The 22798-nt window shown below is 62.4% G+C and carries 25 protein-coding genes and 3 pseudogenes; 18 read left to right on the top strand and 10 right to left on the bottom strand.

Annotated features, from left to right (window positions below; translation table 11 throughout):
• Positions 1 to 72 precede the first annotated feature (72 nt).
• Positions 73 to 833, top strand: a pseudogene (locus E4K09_RS16940) (amylo-alpha-1,6-glucosidase); the annotation flags it as partial.
• A gap of 251 nt (positions 834 to 1084) precedes the next feature.
• Here the strand turns inward: E4K09_RS16940 and E4K09_RS31100 are convergent.
• Positions 1085 to 1351 (bottom strand): TetR-like C-terminal domain-containing protein, encoded by a 267-nt coding sequence (locus E4K09_RS31100; RefSeq protein ID WP_425293856.1) that lies wholly within the window; start codon positions 1349 to 1351, stop codon positions 1085 to 1087.
• 101 nt (positions 1352 to 1452) lie between these two features.
• Between E4K09_RS31100 and E4K09_RS16950 the strand changes: the two genes are divergently transcribed.
• Positions 1453 to 1722, top strand: a complete 270-nt coding sequence (locus E4K09_RS16950; RefSeq protein WP_134498976.1) for a nuclear transport factor 2 family protein — start codon at positions 1453 to 1455, stop codon at positions 1720 to 1722.
• Positions 1719 to 2507, top strand: a complete 789-nt coding sequence (locus E4K09_RS16955; RefSeq protein WP_134498977.1) for an ergot alkaloid biosynthesis protein — start codon at positions 1719 to 1721, stop codon at positions 2505 to 2507. Before E4K09_RS16950 ends, E4K09_RS16955 begins: the two co-directional genes overlap by 4 nt.
• Before the next feature lie 81 nt (positions 2508 to 2588).
• Here E4K09_RS16955 and E4K09_RS16960 read toward each other — a convergent pair whose 3' ends face one another.
• The gene (locus E4K09_RS16960; protein ID WP_134498978.1) at positions 2589 to 3494 is read right to left on the bottom strand and encodes a LysR family transcriptional regulator; all 906 of its coding nucleotides are present in this window, start codon (positions 3492 to 3494) and stop codon (positions 2589 to 2591) included.
• A 161-nt stretch (positions 3495 to 3655) separates the two neighbouring features.
• On the opposite strand from E4K09_RS16960, the gene E4K09_RS16965 reads away from it, so the two are divergent.
• The 3 genes from E4K09_RS16965 (at position 3656) to E4K09_RS16975 (ending at position 6342) form a co-directional block, all read left to right on the top strand.
• Positions 3656 to 4840, top strand: a complete 1185-nt coding sequence (locus E4K09_RS16965) for an MFS transporter (RefSeq protein WP_134498979.1) — start codon at positions 3656 to 3658, stop codon at positions 4838 to 4840.
• 111 nt (positions 4841 to 4951) lie between these two features.
• The gene (locus E4K09_RS16970) at positions 4952 to 5785 is read left to right on the top strand and encodes an aldo/keto reductase (RefSeq protein ID WP_134498980.1); all 834 of its coding nucleotides are present in this window, start codon (positions 4952 to 4954) and stop codon (positions 5783 to 5785) included.
• A 59-nt stretch (positions 5786 to 5844) separates the two neighbouring features.
• Positions 5845 to 6342, top strand: coding sequence for a VOC family protein (locus E4K09_RS16975; protein ID WP_244610546.1), 498 nt, complete (start codon positions 5845 to 5847; stop codon positions 6340 to 6342).
• Between the two features lie 130 nt (positions 6343 to 6472).
• Here E4K09_RS16975 and E4K09_RS16980 read toward each other — a convergent pair whose 3' ends face one another.
• Together E4K09_RS16980 and E4K09_RS16985 are read right to left on the bottom strand one after the other, a co-directional pair.
• Positions 6473 to 6748, bottom strand: a complete 276-nt coding sequence (locus E4K09_RS16980) for a MerR family transcriptional regulator (protein ID WP_193557305.1) — start codon at positions 6746 to 6748, stop codon at positions 6473 to 6475.
• Positions 6749 to 7654 (bottom strand): annotated as a pseudogene (locus tag E4K09_RS16985) (DnaJ C-terminal domain-containing protein).
• A 457-nt stretch (positions 7655 to 8111) separates the two neighbouring features.
• Between E4K09_RS16985 and E4K09_RS16990 the strand changes: the two are divergent.
• Complete coding sequence (locus E4K09_RS16990; protein ID WP_134498981.1) at positions 8112 to 8426, top strand: hypothetical protein; 315 nt, start codon at positions 8112 to 8114, stop codon at positions 8424 to 8426.
• Between the two features lie 157 nt (positions 8427 to 8583).
• On the opposite strand, the gene E4K09_RS16995 is transcribed toward E4K09_RS16990, so the two are convergent.
• Positions 8584 to 9363: a trypsin-like serine protease gene (locus E4K09_RS16995; RefSeq protein ID WP_134498982.1), complete on the bottom strand. Its 780-nt coding sequence runs from the start codon at positions 9361 to 9363 to the stop codon at positions 8584 to 8586.
• Between the two features lie 227 nt (positions 9364 to 9590).
• Between E4K09_RS16995 and E4K09_RS17000 the strand changes: the two genes are divergently transcribed.
• Complete coding sequence (locus E4K09_RS17000; RefSeq protein WP_134498983.1) at positions 9591 to 9872, top strand: hypothetical protein; 282 nt, start codon at positions 9591 to 9593, stop codon at positions 9870 to 9872.
• Positions 9873 to 9929: 57 nt separating this feature from the next.
• Here the strand turns inward: E4K09_RS17000 and E4K09_RS17005 are convergent, their stop codons facing one another.
• The 4 genes from E4K09_RS17005 to E4K09_RS17025 form a co-directional block, all read right to left on the bottom strand.
• Complete coding sequence (locus E4K09_RS17005) at positions 9930 to 11318, bottom strand: DegQ family serine endoprotease (protein WP_244610547.1); 1389 nt, start codon at positions 11316 to 11318, stop codon at positions 9930 to 9932.
• Between the two features lie 226 nt (positions 11319 to 11544).
• Positions 11545 to 11703: a hypothetical protein gene (locus tag E4K09_RS29830; RefSeq protein ID WP_204985745.1), complete on the bottom strand. Its 159-nt coding sequence runs from the start codon at positions 11701 to 11703 to the stop codon at positions 11545 to 11547.
• A 382-nt stretch (positions 11704 to 12085) separates the two neighbouring features.
• Positions 12086 to 12355 (bottom strand): hypothetical protein, encoded by a 270-nt coding sequence (locus E4K09_RS17020; RefSeq protein WP_244610548.1) that lies wholly within the window; start codon positions 12353 to 12355, stop codon positions 12086 to 12088.
• Between the two features lie 44 nt (positions 12356 to 12399).
• Positions 12400 to 12609, bottom strand: a complete 210-nt coding sequence (locus E4K09_RS17025) for a hypothetical protein (protein ID WP_134498986.1) — start codon at positions 12607 to 12609, stop codon at positions 12400 to 12402.
• Between the two features lie 264 nt (positions 12610 to 12873).
• On the opposite strand from E4K09_RS17025, the gene E4K09_RS17030 reads away from it, so the two are divergent.
• The 4 genes and pseudogenes from E4K09_RS17030 to E4K09_RS17045 all read left to right on the top strand — a co-directional run.
• Positions 12874 to 13155, top strand: coding sequence for a hypothetical protein (locus tag E4K09_RS17030; RefSeq protein WP_134498987.1), 282 nt, complete (start codon positions 12874 to 12876; stop codon positions 13153 to 13155).
• A gap of 93 nt (positions 13156 to 13248) precedes the next feature.
• Positions 13249 to 14097: an SDR family oxidoreductase gene (locus E4K09_RS17035; protein ID WP_134498988.1), complete on the top strand. Its 849-nt coding sequence runs from the start codon at positions 13249 to 13251 to the stop codon at positions 14095 to 14097.
• Between the two features lie 284 nt (positions 14098 to 14381).
• Positions 14382 to 15086, top strand: a complete 705-nt coding sequence (locus E4K09_RS17040; RefSeq protein ID WP_280177471.1) for a type 1 glutamine amidotransferase — start codon at positions 14382 to 14384, stop codon at positions 15084 to 15086.
• A 200-nt stretch (positions 15087 to 15286) separates the two neighbouring features.
• Positions 15287 to 15700, top strand: a pseudogene (locus E4K09_RS17045) (gamma-glutamyl-gamma-aminobutyrate hydrolase family protein); the annotation flags it as partial.
• A gap of 505 nt (positions 15701 to 16205) precedes the next feature.
• On the opposite strand, the gene E4K09_RS17050 reads toward E4K09_RS17045, so the two are convergent.
• Positions 16206 to 16796 carry a helix-turn-helix domain-containing protein gene (locus E4K09_RS17050; RefSeq protein ID WP_244610550.1) on the bottom strand — a complete coding sequence of 197 codons (591 nt, stop codon included), beginning with the start codon at positions 16794 to 16796 and terminating at the stop codon, positions 16206 to 16208.
• A 166-nt stretch (positions 16797 to 16962) separates the two neighbouring features.
• Here E4K09_RS17050 and E4K09_RS17055 point away from each other — a divergent pair, with 166 nt between their 5' ends.
• The 6 genes from E4K09_RS17055 (at position 16963) to E4K09_RS17080 (ending at position 22749) form a co-directional block, all read left to right on the top strand.
• The gene (locus E4K09_RS17055; RefSeq protein WP_134498990.1) at positions 16963 to 17721 is read left to right on the top strand and encodes an ABC transporter substrate-binding protein; all 759 of its coding nucleotides are present in this window, start codon (positions 16963 to 16965) and stop codon (positions 17719 to 17721) included.
• A 76-nt stretch (positions 17722 to 17797) separates the two neighbouring features.
• Positions 17798 to 18451: an amino acid ABC transporter permease gene (locus tag E4K09_RS17060; protein WP_134498991.1), complete on the top strand. Its 654-nt coding sequence runs from the start codon at positions 17798 to 17800 to the stop codon at positions 18449 to 18451.
• Entirely contained in the window at positions 18448 to 19179 is a 732-nt protein-coding gene (locus E4K09_RS17065; RefSeq protein WP_134498992.1) for an amino acid ABC transporter ATP-binding protein, read from the top strand. The genes E4K09_RS17060 and E4K09_RS17065 overlap by 4 nt, the downstream gene beginning before the upstream one ends.
• 65 nt (positions 19180 to 19244) lie before the next feature.
• Positions 19245 to 20531, top strand: coding sequence for an NAD(P)/FAD-dependent oxidoreductase (locus tag E4K09_RS17070; protein ID WP_134498993.1), 1287 nt, complete (start codon positions 19245 to 19247; stop codon positions 20529 to 20531).
• Positions 20532 to 20651: 120 nt separating this feature from the next.
• Positions 20652 to 21383, top strand: a complete 732-nt coding sequence (locus E4K09_RS17075; protein WP_134498994.1) for a cupin domain-containing protein — start codon at positions 20652 to 20654, stop codon at positions 21381 to 21383.
• 79 nt (positions 21384 to 21462) lie between these two features.
• Entirely contained in the window at positions 21463 to 22749 is a 1287-nt protein-coding gene (locus E4K09_RS17080; protein ID WP_244610551.1) for an NAD(P)/FAD-dependent oxidoreductase, read from the top strand.
• Positions 22750 to 22798 lie beyond the last annotated feature (49 nt).

Raw genomic sequence — 22798 nt, forward strand, 5'->3', positions numbered from 1 at the left:
CTGAAGGTCACAGGTTCAAATCCTGTCCCCGCAACCAACACACCAAAGCCCCCTGAACGCAACCCGCGTCAGGGGGCTTGGCGTATCAGGGGCCCGATCACACGCCCGCGCTACCCCGAGGAGCAGTACTGTCGCAAGAAGCAGCGGTTTGACAGGGCGTTCTGGTGCGGGGACCTGGGCACCTACGCTCTTGCGCTGGACGGCCACATGCGGCCCTGCCGGATCCGTCCGTCGAATGCGGGACATGCCCTGTTCACTGGCATCGCGCTGCCTGAGCGGGCAACTTGGTCGCCGAAATGCTCATGGATGCATCGTCGTTCTCGGGCTGGGGCGGGAGGACCATCGCGTCGACCGAGGCGCGCTACAATCCTATGTCGTACCACAACGCCTCGGTCTGGCCGCACGACAACGCGCTGATCGCCTTGGGCCTCGCCCGCTACGGCTTCAAGCGGGAGGTAGCCCGGATCTTCGACGGTCTGTTCCACGCCTCTGTCTACATCGATTTGCGGCGGCTGCCGGAACTGTTCTGCGGCTTTCCGCGCCGACGCGGCCAAGGACTGACATTCTACCCGGTCGCCTGCGCCCCACAGGCCTGGGCGGCCGCAACGCCGCTGAGCCTGGTTCAGGCCTGCCTCGGCCTTGACTTCGATCCCCAGGCCCGGACGGTGCGGCTCGATCGGCCGGTTCTGCCGGACTTTCTCGACGAGGTCGTATTGCGCAATCTTGCGGTCGACGGATGCCGTCTTGATCTCGCCGTACGCCGCGCAGGCGGCGAGGTTGCGGCGCACGTTCTACGCCGGACGGGCGACGTGCGGGTCGAGATTACCGTCTGAGGCGCACAAGGACGAAGCTGAGGTCAAGGGCGAGAGCCAGCCCTCGATCGCTGTGCACCATGATATGTGCTTGCCCCACAGTTTCGTCCTGACACCTTCCGGTGAAATGTATCGAACAAGGAGCACTCGCTATACCATCGAAGCAAAGTCATCCCGCGGCTCGCTCCAACGAGGTTTGGTGGCCCCTCGGTCAAATTCACACCTCAGCTCCGACACAAACGTTTTTAATGAATTCGCCCAGTAGCGGGCGTTTACCTTCCTCGACCGGGACAAGTCTTCAGAGCACCGACGATTAGATCCGTCAGCCGGTCAGGATACGCCCTGTCGGCGCGCAGGCGCGTGACGATCATGCGCCAGTAAATCATGCCCCCCAGCAGATCCGTCGCCAAGTCGAGGTCAACCTCTTTTGATAGTTCGCCACGGCGTATAGCTCGACGAAGAACCTCCTCCGCCCGCGAGCGTCGGTAGGACTGGAGCTTGGAACGGACAGCCCTAGCGAGTTCAGGCGTACGCCGCATCTCGGCATGAAGATCGGGCAGGATGCGCGCGACCACGGGGGTGACGCAGGATGCGGCGGAGCTGACGCAGCAAGATCGCGACGTCGCTCCGCAGGCTCCCGGTGTCCGGCATCACCGTTACCATTGAACGCATGACCGAGCCTACGGTGCACCGGACGGACAATCCCGAGATCATCATTCTCGAGTTCGGCTGCATCGGCCGAGGAGTGAAGACCGGTCGCCCCTACAACCAACGGTACATTTCCGTGATCACCGTCCGAGGCGGGACAATCATCCGGTATGTCGACTACTGGAACCCGCTGATTGCCTTGGAGGCCATTGGCGGGATGGACGCCCTAGCAGCGACTCTTGGCACGGGAGGGCGCTCATGAGCAATCCATCCATCCTGTTGACCGGCGGTACCGGTAAGACCGGCCGACGCATCGCCGCTCAGCTGGCTGGCAAGGGCCTCTCGGCCCGAATTGCATCTCCTACAGGAGCGGGAACCGCCGGACATCAAGGAGTACGCTTCAATTGGCTCAATGAGAGCACCCGTGCCGCTGCGTTGGCCGGCATCTCGGCCGTCTACCTGTTGGCGCCCGCAGGCGTTGCCGAGCCTTTGCCGGCCATGCAGCCCTTCCTGGATCAGGCATTGAATGCTGGCGTGCACCGGTTCGTTCTGCTGAGCGCCTCCTCCCTGGAGGAGGATGGCCCCATGATGGGCAAGGTGCATGCCCATCTGAAGTGGAACGCGCCCGAATGGGCCGTGCTGCGGCCGACTTGGTTCATGCAGAACTTTTCAGAACAGCAGCATCTGCCGACAATCCAGGACGAAGGCAGGATTTATTCGGCCACAGGGGACGGGCGGGTGCCGTTCATCGATGCGGACGATATCGCCGCTGTCGCCGTGGCAGCTCTGACCAGTGGCACGGCCTTCAACCGTGACATCATCACTGGACCTCAGGCTCTCTCCTATGACGAGGCGGCTGCCATCATTGGGCAAGCCATCGGGCGCAGGGTCGAGCATGTCCGTTTGAGCGGGGCGGAACTCGCCCGACGGCACCAAGCGCTTGGGTTGAATGAGGCCTATGCCAAGACCCTTGCAGCCATGGACACTGCTATTGCTCATGGCGCTGAAGATCGGGTGACCGATGAGGTGCAAGCCGTGACAGGGTGATCGCCCAAGGATCTGGCAAGCTTCGCCCTCCAGGAACGGCAGGTCTGGAGCCTCTCCTAGGGGAGCCTTCTTACCCCCGTATCAGGAACCACGACGTCCAATCCGTTCGGCCAGGAAGTCGATGAAGGCCCTGATGCGGGTGGCCAGGTGCTCATGCCCGACAAAGACCGCATGGATCAGTTCGATGTCCTCCGCGTTGAATGGCTCCAGAACCGGAACAAGGCGACCGGCGTCGATATCGGGCTGAACGTGAAACTGCCCCACCCGGGCCAGTCCCAGTCCCTCCAGGCAGAGCCGGCGTACCGTCGGGCCGTTGTTCGCTTGGAGATTGCCGAAGACCTCCTTCGTGTAGACCGTTCGGCTTTGAGGGTCTCGGAAGGGCCAGGCATTCACGCTGCGGAAGTTGAACGTCAGGCAATTGTGCTGATCGAGATCGTCGGGCGCCTGAGGCGTGCCGTGTGTGGCGAGATAGCCTGGTGACGCAACGATGACCCGGCGGCTTTCAAGGATCTTGCGGGCCTTCAGGCTCGAGTCTCGTAGCGCGCCGGAACGAATCGCCACATCGGCCCGCTCTTCTAGCAGATCGATCACCCCGTCGGTCAGCGACAGGTCGAGCTCGACCTGAGGGTATCGGCGCAGAAAATCCGGCACCAGCGGCACGACATACCGTACGCCAAAGCCCACAGAGGCGCTGACCCGGAGCTTGCCGCGCGGCTCTGCCTGGGCTCCGCCGGCAACGATCCGTTCCGTCTCATCGATCTCTCCTAGGATCCGCTGGGCCCGCTCCAGGTAGGTTTCGCCTTCAGGGGTGAGTTGAAGCGCTCGGGTCGAGCGCACGACCAAGCGGGTGCCGAGGCGCTGCTCGATGCGGGTAATGGCTTTGCTCACGGCAGAGGGAGAAAGCCCCAGCTTGCGACTCGCGGCCGAGAAGCTGCCCAGTCCGGCAGCCTGAACGAAGACTTCCATTTCCCCTGCGCGATTGTCCATTGGCCGTCGAGTTTTGAATTTGGTTCAAAAGCATTTGTCCTCTGGTCCGGCTAATCAGCGATGTCAACCAGGCTCATATTCCGGCGTGAACAATCCAACCCTCGGACAGGCATCCCGTCCGAACCCCACGGCCGAAACTTTCAGTCGGAATAGGTGCTGTTATGCCTCTTGCCCTGTTTGCATTGACGATCGCAGCCTATGCGATCGGCACGACCGAGTTCGTCATCGTCGGCCTGCTGCCGACCGTAGCGGACGACCTTGGCATCACGCTGCCGCTGGCAGGCCTGATCGTCAGCGTCTACGCCCTTGGCGTCACCTTCGGCGCGCCGATCATTACGGCTGTGACTGGGCATGTGTCGCGCAAGCCTTTGCTCCTCGGACTCATGGCCCTGTTCGTGGTCGGCAACAGCGCCGCGGCGCTGAGCCCAAGCTACGAACTACTTTTGGTTGCCCGGGTGCTCTCAGCCTTCGCGCATGGTGTGTTCTTCTCCGTCGGCTCGACGATCGCGGCCGATCTGGTGCCGGAGAACCGCCGCGCCTCGGCCATCGCCATGATGTTCATGGGTCTGACGGTCGCGATCGTCACGGGCGTGCCTCTCGGCACCCTCATCGGCCAGACCTTTGGCTGGCGCGCAACCTTCTGGGCCGTGGCCGCTCTGGGGGTGGCGGCCTTTGCTGGGATCGCATGGCTATTGCCGTCGAAGCTCTCCCGAGCTGCACCGGCTGGCCTGACGGAGCAGGTTCGGGTTCTTGGCAGCGGGCGCCTGCTCCTAGTGTTCGCCATGACGGCGCTGGGCTATGGCGGCACCTTCGTGACGTTCACCTACCTGGCCTCGATCCTTGAACAGGTTACCGGCTTTGCTCCCTCCAGCGTCAGCCTGATCCTGGTGCTGTATGGAGCTGCCATCGCCGCCGGCAATCTGGTGGGGGGGCGCATCGCTGACAAAAACCCCGTCAAGGCTCTTATCGGGCTCTTTGCCCTGCAGGCTGCCGTGCTTTTCCTGTTTACCTTCACGGCCGTTTCGCCGGCTTGGACGCTGGTGACGCTCGCCGCCCTCGGCTTCCTGTCATTCGCCAACGTGCCGGGGCTGCAGCTGTATGTGGTGGAGCTTGCCAAGCGCTACCGTCCTGGTGCGGTGGATGTGGCCTCCGCTCTGAACATTGCCGCCTTCAATCTCGGCATCGCCTTTGGCGCCTGGGTGGGCGGTCTGGTGGTCGCATCGCCGCTCGGGCTCGGCGCAACCCCCTGGGTGGGAGCCATCCTGGTAGCCGTGGCGCTCCTGCTGACGATGTGGAGCAGTGCCCTCGACCGGCAGAGCGCAGCCGCGGCCTGCCAGCCGGCCTGAAGGTCCCGCTGACGCTCAGTGGCTGGTCAACGAATTAATGCCAGTTCTGCCGATCTCGACCCCTCGCCTCCCGCAGCACCCGAATGCTGCACCCGAACTAGGAGAATAAAAATGCACACTCTCACCGCCAATTGCGCAGCCATACCTGCTCTCGGCTTCGGCACCTTCCGCATGCCAGACGCCGATGTCCTGCGCATGGTCCCTCACGTCCTGAAGCTCGGGCTCCGCCATATCGACACGGCGCAGATCTACGGCAATGAGGCGGCGGTCGGTGACGCGATCATAGCCTCGGGTATCACCCGGTCCGAGGTCTTTTTGACCACGAAGGTCTGGGTCGACAACTATCGGCACGACGCGTTCCTCCACTCGGTGGACGAGAGCCTGTCGAAGCTGCGAACAGACTGTATCGATCTGCTCCTACTGCACTGGCCAAACAGCGGCGTGCCGCTTGCTGAGCAGATCGGCGCATTGAATGAGGTGCGGCGGGCCGGCAAGGCGCGCCATATCGGGGTGAGCAACTTCACAGTCGGTCTCATGCGCGAAGCGATTCGGCTCAGCGATGCTCCCCTTGTGACCAACCAGATTGAGTACCACCCCTATCTCGACCAGAAGGTCGTGATTGAGGCCGCACGCAAGGCTGGTCTTGCCGTAACCGCCTATTACGCCATGGCCGACGGCAAGGTGTTCCAGGATGAAACTCTGAAGGACATCGGCGCCCGCCACGGCAAAACGATCGCGCAGGTGGTGCTGCGCTGGCTGGTGCAGCAGGACGGCATTGTCGCTTTGACAAAGACGGTCAGTGAAACGCGCGCAGCCGAGAACCTGGCCATTTTCGACTTCGAGCTCTCGGCCGAGGACATGGCAGCGATCCATGCCCTGGCGAAGCCGACGGGCCGAATTGTCAGCCCGGCAGGTCTGGCGCCGAGTTGGGATGTCGCCGCCTGAAGTCCCTTATCCCAAACTCATCCAAACTCAGTTCACCAACCCAACTGGGAGATAAGCCGATGATGCAAAAGGTGCCATCCAAGCCGATTGGGCTCAGACGTGCTAACCACGCGGGTATCGTCGTGTCTGACCTGGAGGCATCCATCCGCTTTTATGAGGCGCTGACCGGTACAAAGATCACCAACAAGGATGCCATCGGCGGGCCGCGGATGGCTTCGGTTCAGGGTCTTGACAAAGTGCTTATCCGCTACGCCAACGTCCCTCTCGACAACATCAACATCGATCTGTTGCAGTATGAGGAGCCAGCTCCCAAGAAGGCGAGCTATGCCAGCAACGAGATCGGGGCCATGCATCTGTGCTTCGAGGTCGATGATCTCCAAGCAATCTATAGGCGCATGAGGGAAGCTGGCATCACGTTTCAGGGCGAGCCGATTGTCTTCGAAGCAAGCGACGGTCCGAGGGACGGGATTGGCACGGCCGTGGCCTACTTCGACGATCCGGACGGAACCCATCTGGAGATCATCGCGCCAGCGGGTCCCTTTACGCGTAAAGGCTAAGCGGATCCGAAATCTCCCGCCCCAAAGCGATCGCGGCAACATGCCATGCGTATTCGGAGACAAAGCGGATACGCATGGCACTCCCGAAACTGAGGAGCCCTAGCTCCGCCCTCCTGTGAGGCCCCGATGTTCACGGCCGACTGCTGTTGGTGCGAAGGAGCTCCCGCAACACAGTGCGTAGGCCATGAACCTGGTCGATGAGGTTCAGAATGACGCCGATGTCTTCGTCGTTGACCCCGATCCCGTCTTTGAGGTCCCGGATGAGCCGGGCTCGCGCCATGTCCAACTCGGAAACGGCGGGGCCAGCTTGGTCTTGCCGCGGCAGAAGCCAGCCTTCCTCGATCCAGACCTGAACCGTGCCCGCATCGACGCCCAGACGCAGCTGGAACTCCTCCATAGTCAGCATCTACGCCTCCATGCCGTCTCGGGGATTGTAGGACGCGCCGCCCGTCCACCGCTCCGCAAAGGCTTCGAGCTCTGGATCCGGACGGTCAGGCAGAACGACCTTCAGGATGGCATGCAGGTCGCCGTGCGTACCGTCCGGCCGTGGCACGCCTTTTCCCTTGAGCCGCAGGATCCGTCCCGTGTTGCTGCCCTTTGGAACGCTGACCATGACGGGACCAGTCGGCGTCGGGATCTGAATGCGGCCTCCGAGGACAGCCTCGCGCAGCGAAATCGGCACGTCGAGGCGAATGTCGTCGTCCTGTCGCGTGAACAGGCGGTGCGGGCGCACGTGGACCTCGATCAAGGCGTCGCCGGGCGAGCCGCCCCCGATGCCTGGTTCCCCCTTGCCCGCGAGGCGCACCACCGGGCCGTCCCGGATGCCGGCTGGAATGCTGATGTCGAGCGACTGGCCGGTCGGCAGGGTCACTGTCTTGCGGGTCCCGTTCACTGCCTCGAGGAAATCGATGGCGAGACGAAACCGGAGATCCTGCCCGGGCATCGCGAACCGGGTTCGTGCGCCGCGCCGGAACAGTTCCGACAGGATGTCCTGGTCCATGAAATCCGCAAAGCCGAAATCGCTGTGGTAGGACGGCTCAGCGTCCTCGGCCGCGTAGTCCCGGTAGTACCGCCGCTGGGGCCGCTCGGCGCCGGAAGCGTCGATCTCGCCACGGTCGAAGCGGGCCCGCTTCTCAGGGTCGCTCAACAGATCGTAGGCCGCCGAGACCGCCCTGAAGCGGTCCTCTGCCGTGCGGTCGCCCGGGTTCAGGTCCGGATGGTACTTCTTGGCCAGCTTCCGATAGGCCTTCTAGATCTCCTCCGCAGACGCGGTGGGCTTCACGCCAAGCAATTCGTAAGGGGACTCGGCCACGACCTCCCTCCATTCAACCGAGCGTTCGAGGTCCTCGCGAACGCAACATGCGTTCCTGTTGCAGGTGCAAAACGCCGGTTCGGCTGGTCCGGATCCCTGATCCTGGGGCGCATCCAGATCACAATGGGCGATCGAAAGGACACCGAAACAGCACTGCCACCAGGTCAGGACACCGTCCTCACCTTTGACAGCTCGGCTCCCGAATCGAGCACATCAGGTTCGGGATTTCTCGATCCGTCGACACAAGGGCCTCCCGCTGCGATGCAAGCGGCCGGCCGGAACCTTCCCGCCCCATCAGAGTTAGTGCGGCACGGGCGGGAGCAGGACGTTCTCGCACGCTCCTGCAACTCCCCGCACAGTCATAGATCGTCCACTCCGTGAGACGAGGCGATCGCATCCCTTGTGACGAAACTGAAAAAGCAGGGTGCCTTCCGCACCCTATTTTGGAGGAATGGTCATGAGAAAAACCCTGATTGGTCTTACCTCAGCACTCACTATCGCGGCCTCTGTGGTCACCGTTCCGACACCGGCTTCGGCCTATCCGGGCTGGGTCATACCGGCCATTGCCGCCGCCGGTGTTGGTGGAATTGCCCTTGGAGCGGGGATCAGCTCCGCCCAGGCACAGACCACAGGATCGATCTTTTCCGCACCCCCGGGTACCCCGGTTCAGCCCCAGATCAGCCATGATCCCAATACGATGGTCCAGCCGGGCTGCCATCTTGCCCGCGAGCGTATTCGCGGGGAATGGCGCCGTGTCGAGGTCTGCCCATAGTCCTCTTGGTTGGGGCTAAAGCACAGTAGCCGAACCTTCTGTCCTACCGTGAGTGCCGGGACAGTTATCTTCCTCCTGAGGCTGGGGAGGGGATCAGCTGCCCCGGTACTTCCGGCAATCTGGGCCCCGAAGCCCCATGAAAGGCTTGTCTTTCAACTCACAACTGCGGGCTGCCGATCGTAGCAGGCGCGATCATGAGGATGTTGCCGCACGGCGCCTGTGGGGTGATGACAGCGCTCGCTAAGCCCACAAGCCGCGGGCCGCTCCTGCTCGGGATGACGACAGGGCCGCCCGAGTCGCCCATGCAGACGCGGGCACCGACCGTACGCGCGATGATCAGCCCCGTTTCAGTTACCGCAAGAGGTCTCAAGGTAGCTGTTTTGAGGGATCCGGCCGCCCGTCCGGAGAGGCCAACGCCGGCCAGCTGCAAGGTCGATGGAATGCCCTGCGAACGGTCGGCGAGCCTCAGGGGCTTGCGTCCCCTGACCGGCGTCTCCAGGCGCAAGACAGCAACGTCGAGGGAGATCTCGTTGAGCATGTCCGCCAGATCGCGGGACGCGAGGTGACCAGACCCGACAGCATGACGAGCCGCCGCGGCGACCCGATGGGTGGAGGCAATTCGCCTGCTCCCCTGATAGAGGCCAACCACTGCCCCCACCGGGTTCCCCCTGATGCAGTGCGCCGCGGTGAGCACGAGATCTGGAGCGATGAGTGCTCCTGAACAGCGGCTCAACCGCAGAGAGCCATCCGGCTGAACGAGGGTGCCGACAGCAACAGTGGCACGGGCGAGTAGATCGTTAGCCTGCGCGAGGGTGCCGCCTTCGATGGCGTGAGCCGGGCCAACGGACCATGTAAGTGCCATGGCCATGAGCCACCCGGGCAGACAACTGATGATGCGGCGCTTCTCGCCTGTCGCAGGAATAGGGAGCCGTTTCATGGTCATAACTAAAGTCAGATCATGAAAGAACACACTGGGGTTTCAGCGACCCGTCGATAGAGTCGATGCTCTGCTGCCGGAAGAGGTAAGAAAGCATCCCCTCGCTTCAAGGTTTGGAGAGACTTCTGGAATGGGCCACCAGGCTCGTGCAATCCCTCAGGAACCCAGAACACGGTCGGCTGTTTTGAAGCATAGGCCATGACGTCGAATATGCAGAGGAGGTCGACATGCTCAAGCGCACGTTCCCCGGTGCATTGGCGGCTGCGGTCATGGGTGTTGCCGCCTCAGGAGCTTCGCTCCCCGATTTCGCTCAGGATATGCCAGCCCGATGCCTGCCACAGGAAGGACAGGCCGGCGCCCTTCATGATGGGTGCAGCGGGGCGGTCACGTTCGGCATGAGTGGGCCCATGGTGGTGCCGGGCCAGGCTCCTGACATCGAGGCGACCGGCAGCATCACTCGAACCATGAGGGATCACTCAACGGAGAACAGAGGCGATCGCCCTGAGTGAGTTTCGCATCAGGCTATCGCAAGCTGCAGCCGCGGGAGTGCCGCGGCTGCGCTGCTGCTATCCCTCGATGGCGATGAACATATACTGATCCTCACGTTTCACGCGCAGGAGGAGCGGTCGCTTCTGAGCCTGGGCCTCCGTCCAGGCCTTCGCCACATCCGCCGGAGCACTCACCGGCTGGTTGTTCGCCGAGACGATCACGTCGCCCTGCCGGAGACCGGCCTCCGCGGCGGGGCTGTTCCGATCAACCCGCTGGATCAGCACGCCCGACGTGCCCGGCTCCAGCCCCAGCTGACCGCGAGCCGCCTCAGGGATCGGGCTGAGCGCCAGCCCGAGCCGCTTGCCACCGTCCGTTCCGTCGGGAGCCGCCGAGCGGGCGGTCTGTTCGTCGCTGCGCTGGCCGATGACGACGGTCAGTTCCTGAGGCTTGCCGTCCCGGATCACAGTCAGCGACGCCTGGGTGCCGGGCTTCATGGCGGCGACCGCACGGGAGAGATCGCGACCGCTCTCCACCGGCTTTTGGTCGAACTGCGTGATCAAGTCACCTGACCGGAAGCCCGCTTTGTCGGCTGGTCCGCCAGGCTCCACCGAGGCCACCAGCACGCCCTTGTCATCAGAGCGGCCGAGCGCCTGAGCGATGGCCGGCGTGAGCTCCTGCAGGCGCAGTCCCACATAGCCCCTCTCGACTCGCCCGGTGCGGATCAGCTGGTCCGCCACTACTTGAGCGGTCTTCGAAGGAACGGCAAAGCCGATGCCGATGTTGACGCCGGAGGGCGAGAAGATCGCCGTGTTGACGCCTATCACTTCGCCGCGGGCGTTGAACAGCGGTCCACCGGAGTTGCCTCGGTTGATCGAGGCGTCGGTCTGGATGTAGTCGTCATACGGGCCTGAGCGAATGTCACGCGAGCGGGCCGAGACGACACCAACCGTCACCGTGCCGCCGAGGCCGAACGGGCTGCCGATGGCAATCACCCAGGAGCCCGGCTCGGCAGCATCCGAGTCACCCCAGGTGGCGATGGCCATGTTGGGCTGAGAATCGACTTTTAGCACGGCAATATCAGTGGCTGGATCCCGACCGACGAGCGTGGCAGGGACATTGGTTTTGTCGCCGAGCACAACGTGGATTTCGGCTGCGTCCTCGACCACGTGGTTGTTGGTGATGATGTGTCCGTCTGAACTGATCACAAACCCTGACCCGAGCGCCTGCCGGGGCTGTTGCTGGCGGGGCTCCGGGCCCTCGCCATAGTAGCGGCGGAAGAACTCGCGGAAGGGCAGGTCGTCCGGCAACGATTGCGCCTGCTCCTGTTCCTCGACGCGTTGCTTGGTGGTGATCGCGACGACGGCCGGCATCTTCTGCTTCACGATGGCCGTGAAGTCAGTCGGCACCTGCTGGGCCGTTGCCGGTAGCGCGGTGAATGCCAGGAGAGCAAAAACTCCGGCTAGCACATGCCTTCTCAAGTTTAAGCTTGATCCAGAACGGGACATAAGATCCTCCTGTGCAGAACATGAGCAGGTCCGGGAGGCCAGAGCACTGTGCCTGGGCCGGGAAAGGGAGCGGTTCCCGTACCCCGGCTTTGGACAACAGCTTTAGATAAGAGTCGTTCTCAGGCATCACTACGGCACGCGGAAATAGCAGGACTCTTCATAGCTAATTGGTTTTCGTCCTGTTGGATCAGGTATCCTCTATGGAATTTCGGGCCCCATCGGCTGCCCTCTCGCCCGTACAGCCCTGCTCCACATAGGCCAGATCAACGCTCTCACCGTTAGCGACCTGCACCGCCTGTGCGAGCTGTCCCACCTCGGCCCAATCATCAGCGGTGGCCGGCGTCACGTGGGCCGCCAGCAGATGCCCGAGGGGTCCACCGCCATATGCAGCTTGGAACCCTTCTTGCGCTTGGCGCCGTCATAGCAGGCAGGCTGGAAAAGCACAGCGGCTGGGTCTGGTTCCAGAAGGATGCTTTGGCCAAGTTGCCTCAGCTGATCCTTTCAGGATCGATTCCGGCCAATCTTCGCCTGCTTAGAAGCAGCGGCTTGTACCGGTGCTGGTGCGCCTCTCGAACCAGAACGAGGTAGCACCATGGCAGCGGCACATGTAGGCTGGTTTTGGCCGGCTCGATGAGATCAGCCACCCTGCCTTTGCCGATCTGGATGCAGCCCAGGACTGGATCAATCAGTGACTCGGCCAGGATGGCCGCCAATCTCCAGGGTGAACGTCAAGTCCGCTCTTGCTCCGATCCTTGCGGCTTCGATGGGATCACCTCATCGAGGGGATTGGGCCTCCCGGTCGTCACCGGGTTTTCACCGACGACTTCTTGGTAGTCGCGGGTCGACCCGCCGCTGCCATAGCCGGCCGAGTCGCCGAAGTCGCGTCCGGACGGATCCGAAGTCGGACCAAGGTTCGGGATGTCACCTCCGGTTTGTGCAGGCTCTTTTGGCTCATCAGCGGGAGAGGGATTGGAATTCGGATTGGCTGGATTCGGCATGTGAGGTCTCCGTGGTTCGGGTGGTCAGGCCACTGGAATGGTTGCTAGCCGTGACCGCGGTTCTGCTTGCGGTTGTCCACCCCCTCGTTCGCCTGCCCCTGGCCTTGCGTCTTAGGGACGCCACCACCGCCATCGCCATGATGCGGATGGTGGCCGGCATCCTTGCTGTGGCCTTTGGGAACAGCCTCGTCGCTTCGGTCCGGCACGTGCCCCTTTTGCTTTTCACTGCGGTTGTTGTGGTTCCGAGTGGTCATGGGTCACCTCTATGCTTGATGCGCCATCGTCGGGTTCGCCGGCTTGAGCGCTGTGACGGTCCTTAAGGCTCCAGTAGGGAACCAGGGCCTGATTGAGCCAACCTGGAACGGAGGCTGTCGTTCCCATTTCACGGTCAGCCCTGACCGCCCTGCTGCCTGATGGGCATTCGGGCGGAGGTAAGCCGCCGATCCCCGACAGGAACAGTACGGCTATCTTCATGTTTCAGGACTTAAGGCCGAGCATCGCCTGTGGGAGCCGTCAGCATGACCGACAGCAAGGACCAGAAGACCACGATTACCCTGGAGCCCGGACAGGTCGCTGTCGTTCTGGGCATGGAAGATGGCCAGATCAGCCGCCAGCTTTTTGCCAGTCCGGAGGTCGACGCCATGCTCGACGATGAGCAGTCCGACATCCCGTTCCATTACTTCCTGGCCTCAGCCTTCCTCGTGCGCCTGGATCAGGATGAGGATTTCGCCTCCGATTTGGCCGAGTGGTACGATGAAAGACTACAGGGAGAGGCTGGAAGGGAAGAAGATCAACCGTAAGGCTGTAGTCCTAGCCTGCCAACCTGATCCTGAGAGTAGGGGAACTTTGCAAGGACCCAGCAATTGACGGGTTCTCGCAAACAGGAGCCCCGCATGAGCCAGTCCGACCAGGAACAAATCGAGCCGCCTGGCACTGAAGCCGAGATGACGCCCCAGGCCGATCATGGTGAAACGAGCTACAAGGGTTGTGACAAGCTCGTCGGTCGCGTGGCGGTGATCACCGGCGGCGACAGCGGGATCGGCCGGGCGGTGGCGATCGCCTATGCCCGTGAAGGGGCGGACGTCCTGATCAGCTACCTGAACGAGCAGGAGGACGAGGACGCCCGTGAGACCGCGCGCCACGTCGAGGCAGCGGGACGCCGCTGTGTGCTCGTGCCGGGCGACATTGCCGAGGCCGCGCATTGCCGCGCCATCATTGATCGGGCGGTGAGCGAGTTCGGCCGCATCGACATTCTGGTGAACAATGCTGCTTTCCAGCGCACGTACGAGAACCTGGAGGACATCCCAGACGAGGAATGGAGCTATACGTTCCGCACCAATATCGAGGCGATGTTTCACCTGGCCAAGGCTGCCGTTCCCCACATGCGGCCGGGCTCATCCATCATCAACACGACGTCCATCCAGTCGGACAAGCCCAGTCCCATGCTCCTGGCCTACGCCTCGACCAAGGGAGCTGTCTCGAACTTCACGGCGGGCTTGGCCCAGATGCTGGGAAGCAGGGGCATTCGTGTGAACGCCGTTGCTCCAGGGCCGATCTGGACGCCACTGATCCCGTCCACCATGCCGGACGAGAAAGTGAAGAGCTTCGGCCAGGACACGCCGCTGGGCCGTGCCGGTCAGCCCAAAGAACTTGCCGGCATCTATGTTCTGCTCGCTTCCGAGGAGGGCAGTTACATGACGGGCGGCATCTACGCCGTGACGGGCGGAACCCCGCTCCTGTAGAAGCAGGACCACCACTTGGCCGGCCGCCGGTGGTCCGGTAGCCGGACAGCCTCCTCAGCAATAACTAGCGGGAACTAGGGGAGGGGCTGAGGTGTTTCGTCCTTCCTGCCAACTCAGCCCCTCCTTCTTGGAAGTGTCCTTTGCCAAACCGGTTGCGTTTCCTCATTGCGGAGAGTGAGCCGCCGCAGGCCCGAGAAAGCCGTCGTGAGAGCGTGGGGCGCAGTTCCGGCGAGACCTACGTCGACACCTTGCGCTTTCTTGCACCTGGGGCTGTTTGCCATCGGGTGAAGCCTGCGGACAGAGGGGCATCATTACCCGGTCGAGCAGAGCTTCGGAGCTATGATGCAGTGTTCGTGACTGGCTCGCCGCTTCATCTCTACGAGGAAACACCCGAGACACGCCGCGAGGTTGATCTGATGCGAGCGGTATTCAACGCGGGTGTCCCTTCCTTTGGCTCATGTGCCGGATTGCAAGTCGCCACCGTGGCGGCCGGCGGAGTGGTTCGCCCGAGCCGCAATGGGCGGGAAGCAGGGTTTGCCCGCCGCATCACGCTGACAGAAGCAGGGCATCGACATCCGCTTCTTGCAGGGAGGCCGGCTTCATTCGACGCTCCGGCTTTTCACTCCGACGAGGTTGAGACGCTGCCGGAGGGAGGGACGTTACTGGCCTTCAACACCGTGACCGCTGTGCAAGCGGTTGAGATCCGGCATGGAGCCGGAGTGTTCTGGGGCGTGCAGTACCATCCCGAGCTTGACCTGTATGAGGTGGCGGGAGCCCTGCGGCGTCAGTGTGAGGACCTGGTGAGCGAGGGATATGCGAGCAGTCCTGAGGCTCTCGAGACGTATGCGTCCATGGTGGACGCCCTCCACCAAGCTCCTGACCGCAAGGATCTCGCTTGGGTTCTTGGGCTGAATGAGCAGGTCACTGAGGTGGATTGCAGATTAACAGAGCTTCGCAACTTCATTCGGTTCGTGATCAAGGGGTGGTGACTGCCCACGGGGTCCGCGTTCAAGATTTAGCGCTATTCTGCTGCTGGCAGGCGCTACCTCCAGGAAGGTCTCTTCTTGGCACTGCTGAGAAGTTTGGTGCAGGACAGCTGATACAGCCAGAGCAGACCTTCCTCAGGGTCACCTAACCTTCCCAGTTTGACCCACAGGAGACCTTCCAGTGGTCGGGCAATTCCGGTCGTGACGACGCTGCGTTGAGGCTTATCCGGTCGGCATGCGACCGAGATCTTCCGATGCTGGCGATTTGCCGCGGCATTCAGCAACTGAATGTTGCATTCGGGGGAAGCCTCTACGCGAACATCGCGGTCGACGACGAGCATCACTGTCACACCACTTGGGTATCCGGTGCTCCTCTCGATCAATTATACGGACCGGCTCATGAACTGCTCGTCACGCCCGGCGGACACATGGAGATGTTGTCTCAGGGTGAACCCTTCACGGTCAACTCGCTTCACGTCCAGGCCATCGACAGGCTTGGTGAAGGCCTGACAATCGAGGCGCGCGCCGAACGGAACGATCGAGGCCGTCAGCGTTCAAGGCTGCACGTTCAGCATTGGTGTTCAGCGGCATCCCGAGTTCCAGGCATCCGAAAATGAACTCTCCCGCCGTCTCTTCCAGGCGTTCGGAGCGGCAGCACTGTCGTTTCACCAGAAGAGGGAAGGGCGCTGACGGCCCATCATTCCGCACTTCCCGCAGGAACACCAATCGGGTCTACCGGCCAAAGCGCGCAAGCTAATCAGGCGGTGGACGATGCAGGGCATCGTCGGCTTTGATCGAAGGCTAATCAGCCAAGGCATTCATCGGAGAAGAATGCCACTCCTCGGCCAGCCACAGGCTCGATGGAACCCTGAGATGGAACCATCCGGTGTGATCGGCGATCTCTGACGAAAGGCGATGGCGCCTGTAGATGACGGATCTGCTCATGCCGCGGTTCCCGAGCCGGGCCGTTGCCTCAAACCTGCCGTGACATTCCCATCTGCAAAGCGTCGTTCAGAGGCCATGCCGTGCACAGTTCCGAGACAGATTTAGGCCGGATGCCGATCCGGCATTAAGCTGCGGTGCGAAGGAGCGTGGCTTCCACGGCCACGCCTAGGGTGCGGCTCAGACGCAGTTCACCCACAGGACAATCGCTTTGTCGGTGCCGGACGGGTTGCCGAAACGGTGCGGCCTGCGGCTGGCGAAGCGGAAGCTGTCACCTTTTCTGAGAATCATTGTGGAGGCACCGACGGTGAGCACCATCTCGCCTTCGAGAACGAAGCCTGCTTCCTCGCCGTCGTGAGTGTATAGCTCGTCTCCGGTGTTGCCCCCCGGCTCAAGAAAGATCAGAAACAGGTTGAGGCGACCATCCTGGCCCGCCGGGCTCAAGAGCTGCTTCGAGATGCCCGTGCGCCACAGATTGAGTTCCGCGCGCTCATGTTCCCGCCTCACGATCTGCTCGGGGCTGCTCTCCTGAGGAGTCGCATCGAACAATGCGGCGATGCTCACGTCGAACACGTCGGCGAGCGTTGCGAGCACGCGCAATGACGGGGACGAAAGACCACGCTCGACTTGGCTGATGAAGCCGACCGAGAGGTTCGCGCGCGCCGCGACGGCTTCGAGAGAAAGGCCGCGCATGCGTCGCAAATCACGAAGCCGTCGCCCGACCGCATGATCGACCGCGCTCTCCGGGGATGGTGTGCTGGTGCTGCTCACGCAGAAACTGCCTTGATCGATGCTGATTTTTTCACTTACGTGAATCCGCTTGCATTTCGCTACAGATTATGCACTCTTTTTTCATATATGTGAAATTGTGTCAAACGCGATCAATGTTGCAGAGGTAAGGGACCTTCTCGCGTTGTGACTGCTGAGGGAGATCATCATGTTCAAATCCTTCCTGCAAGCGGCCTGTCTCTCGCTTGCCGTCGCCGCAGGAGCGCCCGCTCTTGCCCAACAGGTTGTCAAGGTCGGCTCAACGCCGACGAGCATACCCTTCACCTTCCTCGACACGAAGACGAATTCCATTCAAGGCGTAATGGTCGATATCATCACGGAAGTCGGTAAGGATGCAGGCTTTCAGATTCAGATCGAGCCGATGCAGTTCTCGTCCCTGATCGCCGCTCTGACCTCTAAGAAGATCGACCTCATTTCGGCGGCAATGTTCATCACGCCCGCGCGGAAGGAAGTCATCGACTTCTCCGACCCGGTTTACACCTACGGCGAGGGTCTGCTCGTTCCGAAATCCGATACGAAGAACTATGTCGGCTTTGACGATCTGAAAGGCGCGACCGTCGGCGCTCAGGTCGGCACGGCCTTCGTCGAGCCGCTGAAGAAAACTGGCTTGTTCTCCGAGGTAAAGATCTACGATACGATCCCGGACATCATGCGGGACGTGAATGCGGGCCGCCTTCAGGCCGGCTTCGCCGATTATCCGGTCGTCGCCTACAGTCTGAAGCAGGGCCAGTTCCCGCAGGCGCGCCTCGTCGAGAGCTACAAGTCCACGATGCTCGGCTCGGTCGGCATTGGAGCCCGCAAGGAGGATCAGGAGCTTCTTGCAAAGGTCAACGCATCGCTCGTCAAGCTGAAGGCGAACGGCACGATCGACAAGGTTCTCGAGAAGTGGGGCCTCAAGGCTTCCTAACCCTGAAAGCCCCGGCGGCGCGGTTTGCGTGCCGCCGCTTCCCACCTTTTTCTGACCCTCTCGGATACCCGCGCTCATGCAAGCCTTTCTGCGCGATGCCGCCGAATTTCTGCCGATTCTCTTAGAAGGCGTAAGGCTGACGATCCTAGTCACCATCGGATCGCTCATCCTGTCCACTCTCCTCGGTCTCGTATGGGCCATGATGCGTGTCTCGAGCATCAAGGCCATCTCTCAGACGAGTGCGGGCATCATCAACGTGATCCGCGGCATCCCCATCATCGTCCAGCTGTTCTACATCTATTTCGTGATGCCGGATCTTGGCGTGTCGCTGACCGCCCTTCAGGCCGCGATCATCGGCCTTGGGATCGCCTATTCGGCCTATCAGGCGGAAAACTTCCGTGCCGGCATCGAGGCCATCGACAAGGGACAGATCGAGGCAGCCCAGTCCATCGGCATGGGTTGGTGGATGACTATGCGGCGGGTCGTGCTGCCCCAAGCCGTGCGGCTCGTTCTGCCGCCCTATGGCAACACCATGATCATGATGCTGAAGGATTCGTCTCAAGCATCCACCATCACCGTCGCCGAGCTCGCTCTCCAGGGCAAGCTGATCGCCTCCTCCACCTTCAAGAACACCAGCGTCTTCACCCTCGTCGCGCTTCTTTACCTCGTCATGAGCATTCCCCTGATCCTCTTCGTCCGTCACTTTGAGAAGAAGGGAAGCCGCCCATGATCGAGCTGAAGGGCGTACGCAAGAGCTACGGCAGCTTCGAGGTGCTGAAAGGGATCTCGGCGTCTGTCGAGAAGGGCGAGGTGGTCTGCATCATCGGCCCGTCCGGTTCGGGCAAATCGACCATTCTGCGCTGCATCAACGGCCTGGAGAGCTACAACAGCGGCGACATCCTCGTCGAAGGGCAGCGGGTCGATCGCGACGCGCGGTCCATCATTTCCATCCGGACACAGGTCTCGATGGTGTTCCAGCGCTTCAATCTCTTTCCGCATCGCACCGTGCTCGAGAACGTCATCGAGGGACCGGTCTTCGTGAAGAAGGAGCCCCGCCGGGAGGCCATCGAGAGAGCCCGGCTGCTGTTAGCGCAGGTCGGGCTGGCCGAAAAGGCGGATGCCTATCCGCCGCAGCTCTCCGGCGGACAGCAACAGCGGGTCGCCATCGCCCGCGCACTTGCCATGCAGCCCAAGGCCATTCTCTTCGACGAACCGACCTCTGCTCTCGATCCGGAACTGGTCGGGGAAGTTCTTGGCGTCATGCGCAAGCTCGCGGACGACGGCATGACGATGGTGGTCGTCACCCATGAGATGGGCTTCGCGAAAGAGGTCGCCGACCGGGTGCTCTTCATCGATGGCGGCGTCATCGTCGAGCAGGGCCCATCGAAGGATGTTCTCAATCAGCCCCAGCACGCGCGTACGCAGGATTTCCTGCGGCGCGTCCTGCATCCGCTCTAGGCCTGGTTCGATTTCAGTCGAACCAGGCTTTTCTCCAAGAACGCTCCAGACCTGCGAGAAGCCCCATGGCCGACCCCTTTCCCCTTGAGCCCTCCCTCTGGGCAGCGACTGCTGTCGCACCACCCCAAACCTCGCCGTTGGTGACCTCGGTTTCGACCGAGATCGTCGTGATCGGCGGTGGCTATGCGGGTTTGTCGACAGCGCTGCATCTGGCCGAACGCGGCTTCAAGCCGATCGTGCTTGAAGCGCGGGAGGTCGGCTTCGGCGGCTCGGGCCGCAATGGCGGCCAGGTGATCCCCGGTCTGAAATACGACCCCGATGAACTGATCGCAAAGTTCGGCCGCGAGCGGGGCGAGCGGCTGACTGCCTTCGGCGGCGGCACGGCCGACGCGGTTTTCGGCCTGATCGACAAATACGCCATGGACGTACCCTATGTGCGTAACGGCTGGATCCAGGGCGCGCATACGCCGGAAGGCCTGGAACAGGTTCGCCGCCGTGCTGAGCAATGGGGCAGGCGCGGTGTCCAGGTTCGCGTCCTTGACGAATCCGAGGCTGGACGTCTTCTCGGGTCCCGGCGGTATGTCGGTGGCTGGATCGACGGACGGGGAGGCGGGATTCAGCCCCTGAGCTATGCCCGGGAGCTCGCGCGAGCCGCACAGGCAGCGGGAGCGACCATTCATACCCAAAGTCCGGCGATCAGTATTGCCCAAAACAGCGGGCGCTGGACGGTGAGAACCGCGTCAGGAGCAACGGCCACGGCGGACCGCGTGGTTCTCTGCACCAACGGATACACCAGGGGACTCTGGCCGCGGCTGCACGAAACGATCATCCCGGCGAACTCCTTCCAGATCGCGACCGCGCCGTTGCCGGAAGACCTGCGGCGCTCCATCCTGCCCGAGGGGCATGTTAGCTCCGACACCCGCAAGCTACTGCTCTATTTCCGGCTCGATCACACAGGGCGCCTGCTCATGGGCGGCCGCGGACCGTTCCGCGAGCCGAAGGGACCGGAGGACTGGGCGCATCTTGAGCGGATCGTCGGCAAGTTGTTCCCGAAGGTCAAAGACGTGCCGGTCGAGTTTCGCTGGTGCGGCCGCGTGGCGATCACGCGGGATTTCCTGCCGCATCTTCACGAACCCGCGCCGGGCCTCCTGATCGACATCGGCTGCCAGGGACGCGGTGTCGGCATGCAGACCGCGATGGGTCAGGCCATGGCGAACTACATCGCCACTGGTGATGCGGAGGTGCTTCCGGTTCCGCTTTCACCGATCCGACCCCTGCCACTTCATGCGCTTCATAAGCTCTACGTCTCGGCAGTCATTGCTTGGTACCGCCTCAACGATGGCGGCCTCTAGAGCATCGGCCCCGAACGTGGACCTGCACTTTCGGGACCCCTCCCATGCCCCACGCGCCGGAAGGGCGCAGAGGCGCTTCATCCGCTCTTGAAGGCCGCTCAAACGAGGAGCCATATCGCGATGACACACGACTCGAATCCGTCCTACCTTCACTTGCGCGCGGGCGTCCCTGCGGATGCAGCGACGCCGTTGCTCATTCCGGCGCTCGACGGAGATGCGCTGGCTGATGAGCGCAGCTATCATCTGTCCGACGAAACCCTCGGCTACCGCGCAGGCGTCAGTCGTTCCGGACCATGCAACGAGGACGTGAGGCTTGCATACACGGAATTCACCGTCATCAACGACGGAGAAGTGTCGCTGCTTCAAAGCGACGGGACATCCGTGACCCTTGTGGCGGGAGATTGCGCTGTCCTTCCCGCAGGGCTTTCGGTGCGTTGGACGCAATCGGGGGCCGTCAGCCGCACCTTCATGATCTTCCCCGGGCTGCGGAACGGATCGTCATCCGCAATCGTCAAAATTGATCCCGGGTCGGATCTTCACGCTTCGAAGGGACCCGCCCGTGAGCTGCTTCTCACCAGCCCACCGCCCGTCGCGCACAGTCGGGTCTGGTTCGAGGACGCATCGGGGGACCTTCAGATCGGCGTTTGGGAGTGCACGCCCTATTCTCGAAAGGCCCTGAAGCCCACATATTGTGAACTGATGCACATTCTGACGGGCGCCGTCACATTCACACATCCATCCGGCCGCTCCTGGACGATAGGTGCCGGCGAGACCGTCATCGTGCCGGCCGGCGCGACGAATGAATGGTCGAGCCACGAGACGATCCGCAAGGTTTTCTGCATTGTCGGCTGACATCCGCCTCGCTGGACGGATCAGCGTTTGGATCTCCATGGAATAACGACCGAAGACATCGAACCGGAATGAGGCCATGATGGGACACAGCAATCCGCTCTGGTGGGAAACGGCGCCGCTCGGCGTCGTGGAGCATCGAGCGGTCGAACCGGCAAGCGACGTGGTCATCGTCGGTGCCGGCTATACGGGGCTCAGCGCCGCGATCACTCTCGCGCGGGCCGGACGCTCCGTGCAGGTCTTCGACAAGCTCCGGCCAGGTGAGGGGGCCGCGACGCGCAACGGCGGAATCACAAGCGGGAATCTTCGCCTCAGCCATGCGGAGATGGCCCGGCGCTTTGGCGAAGCAAGGGCCACCGCGCTCGAGGCCGAGGCGAAGGTCGCGCGTGAGGATCTCTATCGGTTCATCGCCGACGAGGACATCGATTGCGATTTCCGATTGGTCGGTCGTTTTACGGGAGCGGCATCCCGGCGTGATTACGAGGGGCTCGCCCGGGGAGTCGAGCAGCTTCGGCGGACGTTCGGGATCGAAGCCTATGCCGTGCCGAGAAGCGAGCAGCGCACCGTTCTCGGCACCGATCTGTACCATGGTGGATACGTCCGGATGGATATGGGTGGCCTGCATCCGGCCAAGCTGCATGCAGGGATGCTGCGGCTTGCCCAGCAAGCGGGCGCCGTGATCCATGCGGAGACGCCCGTTCTCGGCTTCACCTCGCAGGGCGACGTCTACGAGGTTACGACTGCGCGCGGCAAGGTCCGTGCGCGGGACGTCATCGCGGGGACGAACGGCTATACGGACGCATCGGACCGGTGGCTTCGGCGCCGTCTGGTTCCCGTGCGCAGCCGGATTATCGTCACCGCTCCGCTTCCGTCGGACCTGATGGCCAGACTGATGCCGCGGGGCATGATGTGTGGCGACACGCGCCAACTCAGCTATTATTACCGTCCGTCTCCGGACGGCCAGCGGATCCTTTTCGGTGGGCGGGACGGCACCATCGCTCGGGAGCCGAGCTGGCCTACGGAAGCGCTCCGCCGCACTCTCGTCGACCTGTTCCCGGAACTCGCCAGTACCGAGATCACGCATAGCTGGTATGGGCATGTGGCCATGAACCGCGATATGGTGCCCCGGATCTTCTCCCGGCGTGGTGTCCGGTATGCTGCCGGCTATTGCGGCTCAGGGGTCGTGTGGGCGCGATGGGCCGGGCAGAAGGCCGCCATGCAGGTGCTCGGGCTAGACGAGGGCGGCTCCGCACTCGACTTCAGGCCGCCCGCCGCCGTGCCGCTGTTCAGCGGAAAGGCTTGGTTTATGCCCGCAGTCTTCGCTTGGCTGACCCTGCAGGACCGACTGGCGGCGCGGGCGCGACGCTGAACCAGACAGCGTCATGGCATCATCGGCTTTCATGCGATGTCGGTGACGC

It is taken from the genome of Microvirga pakistanensis, from assembly GCF_004458765.1.
GTDB classification, from domain to species: Bacteria; Pseudomonadota; Alphaproteobacteria; order Rhizobiales; family Beijerinckiaceae; genus Microvirga; species Microvirga pakistanensis.

Coding starts and splice junctions, on each gene's coding strand:
- E4K09_RS17070 (WP_134498993.1), top strand. CDS start 19,245: ATGGCCGACCCCTTTCCCCTTGAGCCCTCCCTCTGGGCAGCGACTGCT.
- E4K09_RS17075 (WP_134498994.1), top strand. CDS start 20,652: ATGACACACGACTCGAATCCGTCCTACCTTCACTTGCGCGCGGGCGTC.
- E4K09_RS16980 (WP_193557305.1), bottom strand. CDS start 6,748: ATGCTGACTATGGAGGAGTTCCAGCTGCGTCTGGGCGTCGATGCGGGC.
- E4K09_RS17025 (WP_134498986.1), bottom strand. CDS start 12,609: ATGACCACTCGGAACCACAACAACCGCAGTGAAAAGCAAAAGGGGCAC.
- E4K09_RS16975 (WP_244610546.1), top strand. CDS start 5,845: ATGATGCAAAAGGTGCCATCCAAGCCGATTGGGCTCAGACGTGCTAAC.
- E4K09_RS31100 (WP_425293856.1), bottom strand. CDS start 1,351: ATGCGGCGTACGCCTGAACTCGCTAGGGCTGTCCGTTCCAAGCTCCAG.
- E4K09_RS17035 (WP_134498988.1), top strand. CDS start 13,249: ATGAGCCAGTCCGACCAGGAACAAATCGAGCCGCCTGGCACTGAAGCC.
- E4K09_RS17055 (WP_134498990.1), top strand. CDS start 16,963: ATGTTCAAATCCTTCCTGCAAGCGGCCTGTCTCTCGCTTGCCGTCGCC.
- E4K09_RS16995 (WP_134498982.1), bottom strand. CDS start 9,363: ATGAAACGGCTCCCTATTCCTGCGACAGGCGAGAAGCGCCGCATCATC.
- E4K09_RS17030 (WP_134498987.1), top strand. CDS start 12,874: ATGACCGACAGCAAGGACCAGAAGACCACGATTACCCTGGAGCCCGGA.
- E4K09_RS16965 (WP_134498979.1), top strand. CDS start 3,656: ATGCCTCTTGCCCTGTTTGCATTGACGATCGCAGCCTATGCGATCGGC.
- E4K09_RS16955 (WP_134498977.1), top strand. CDS start 1,719: ATGAGCAATCCATCCATCCTGTTGACCGGCGGTACCGGTAAGACCGGC.
- E4K09_RS17000 (WP_134498983.1), top strand. CDS start 9,591: ATGCTCAAGCGCACGTTCCCCGGTGCATTGGCGGCTGCGGTCATGGGT.
- E4K09_RS17060 (WP_134498991.1), top strand. CDS start 17,798: ATGCAAGCCTTTCTGCGCGATGCCGCCGAATTTCTGCCGATTCTCTTA.
- E4K09_RS17080 (WP_244610551.1), top strand. CDS start 21,463: ATGGGACACAGCAATCCGCTCTGGTGGGAAACGGCGCCGCTCGGCGTC.
- E4K09_RS16970 (WP_134498980.1), top strand. CDS start 4,952: ATGCACACTCTCACCGCCAATTGCGCAGCCATACCTGCTCTCGGCTTC.
- E4K09_RS16960 (WP_134498978.1), bottom strand. CDS start 3,494: ATGGACAATCGCGCAGGGGAAATGGAAGTCTTCGTTCAGGCTGCCGGA.
- E4K09_RS17065 (WP_134498992.1), top strand. CDS start 18,448: ATGATCGAGCTGAAGGGCGTACGCAAGAGCTACGGCAGCTTCGAGGTG.
- E4K09_RS16990 (WP_134498981.1), top strand. CDS start 8,112: ATGAGAAAAACCCTGATTGGTCTTACCTCAGCACTCACTATCGCGGCC.
- E4K09_RS17020 (WP_244610548.1), bottom strand. CDS start 12,355: ATGCCGAATCCAGCCAATCCGAATTCCAATCCCTCTCCCGCTGATGAG.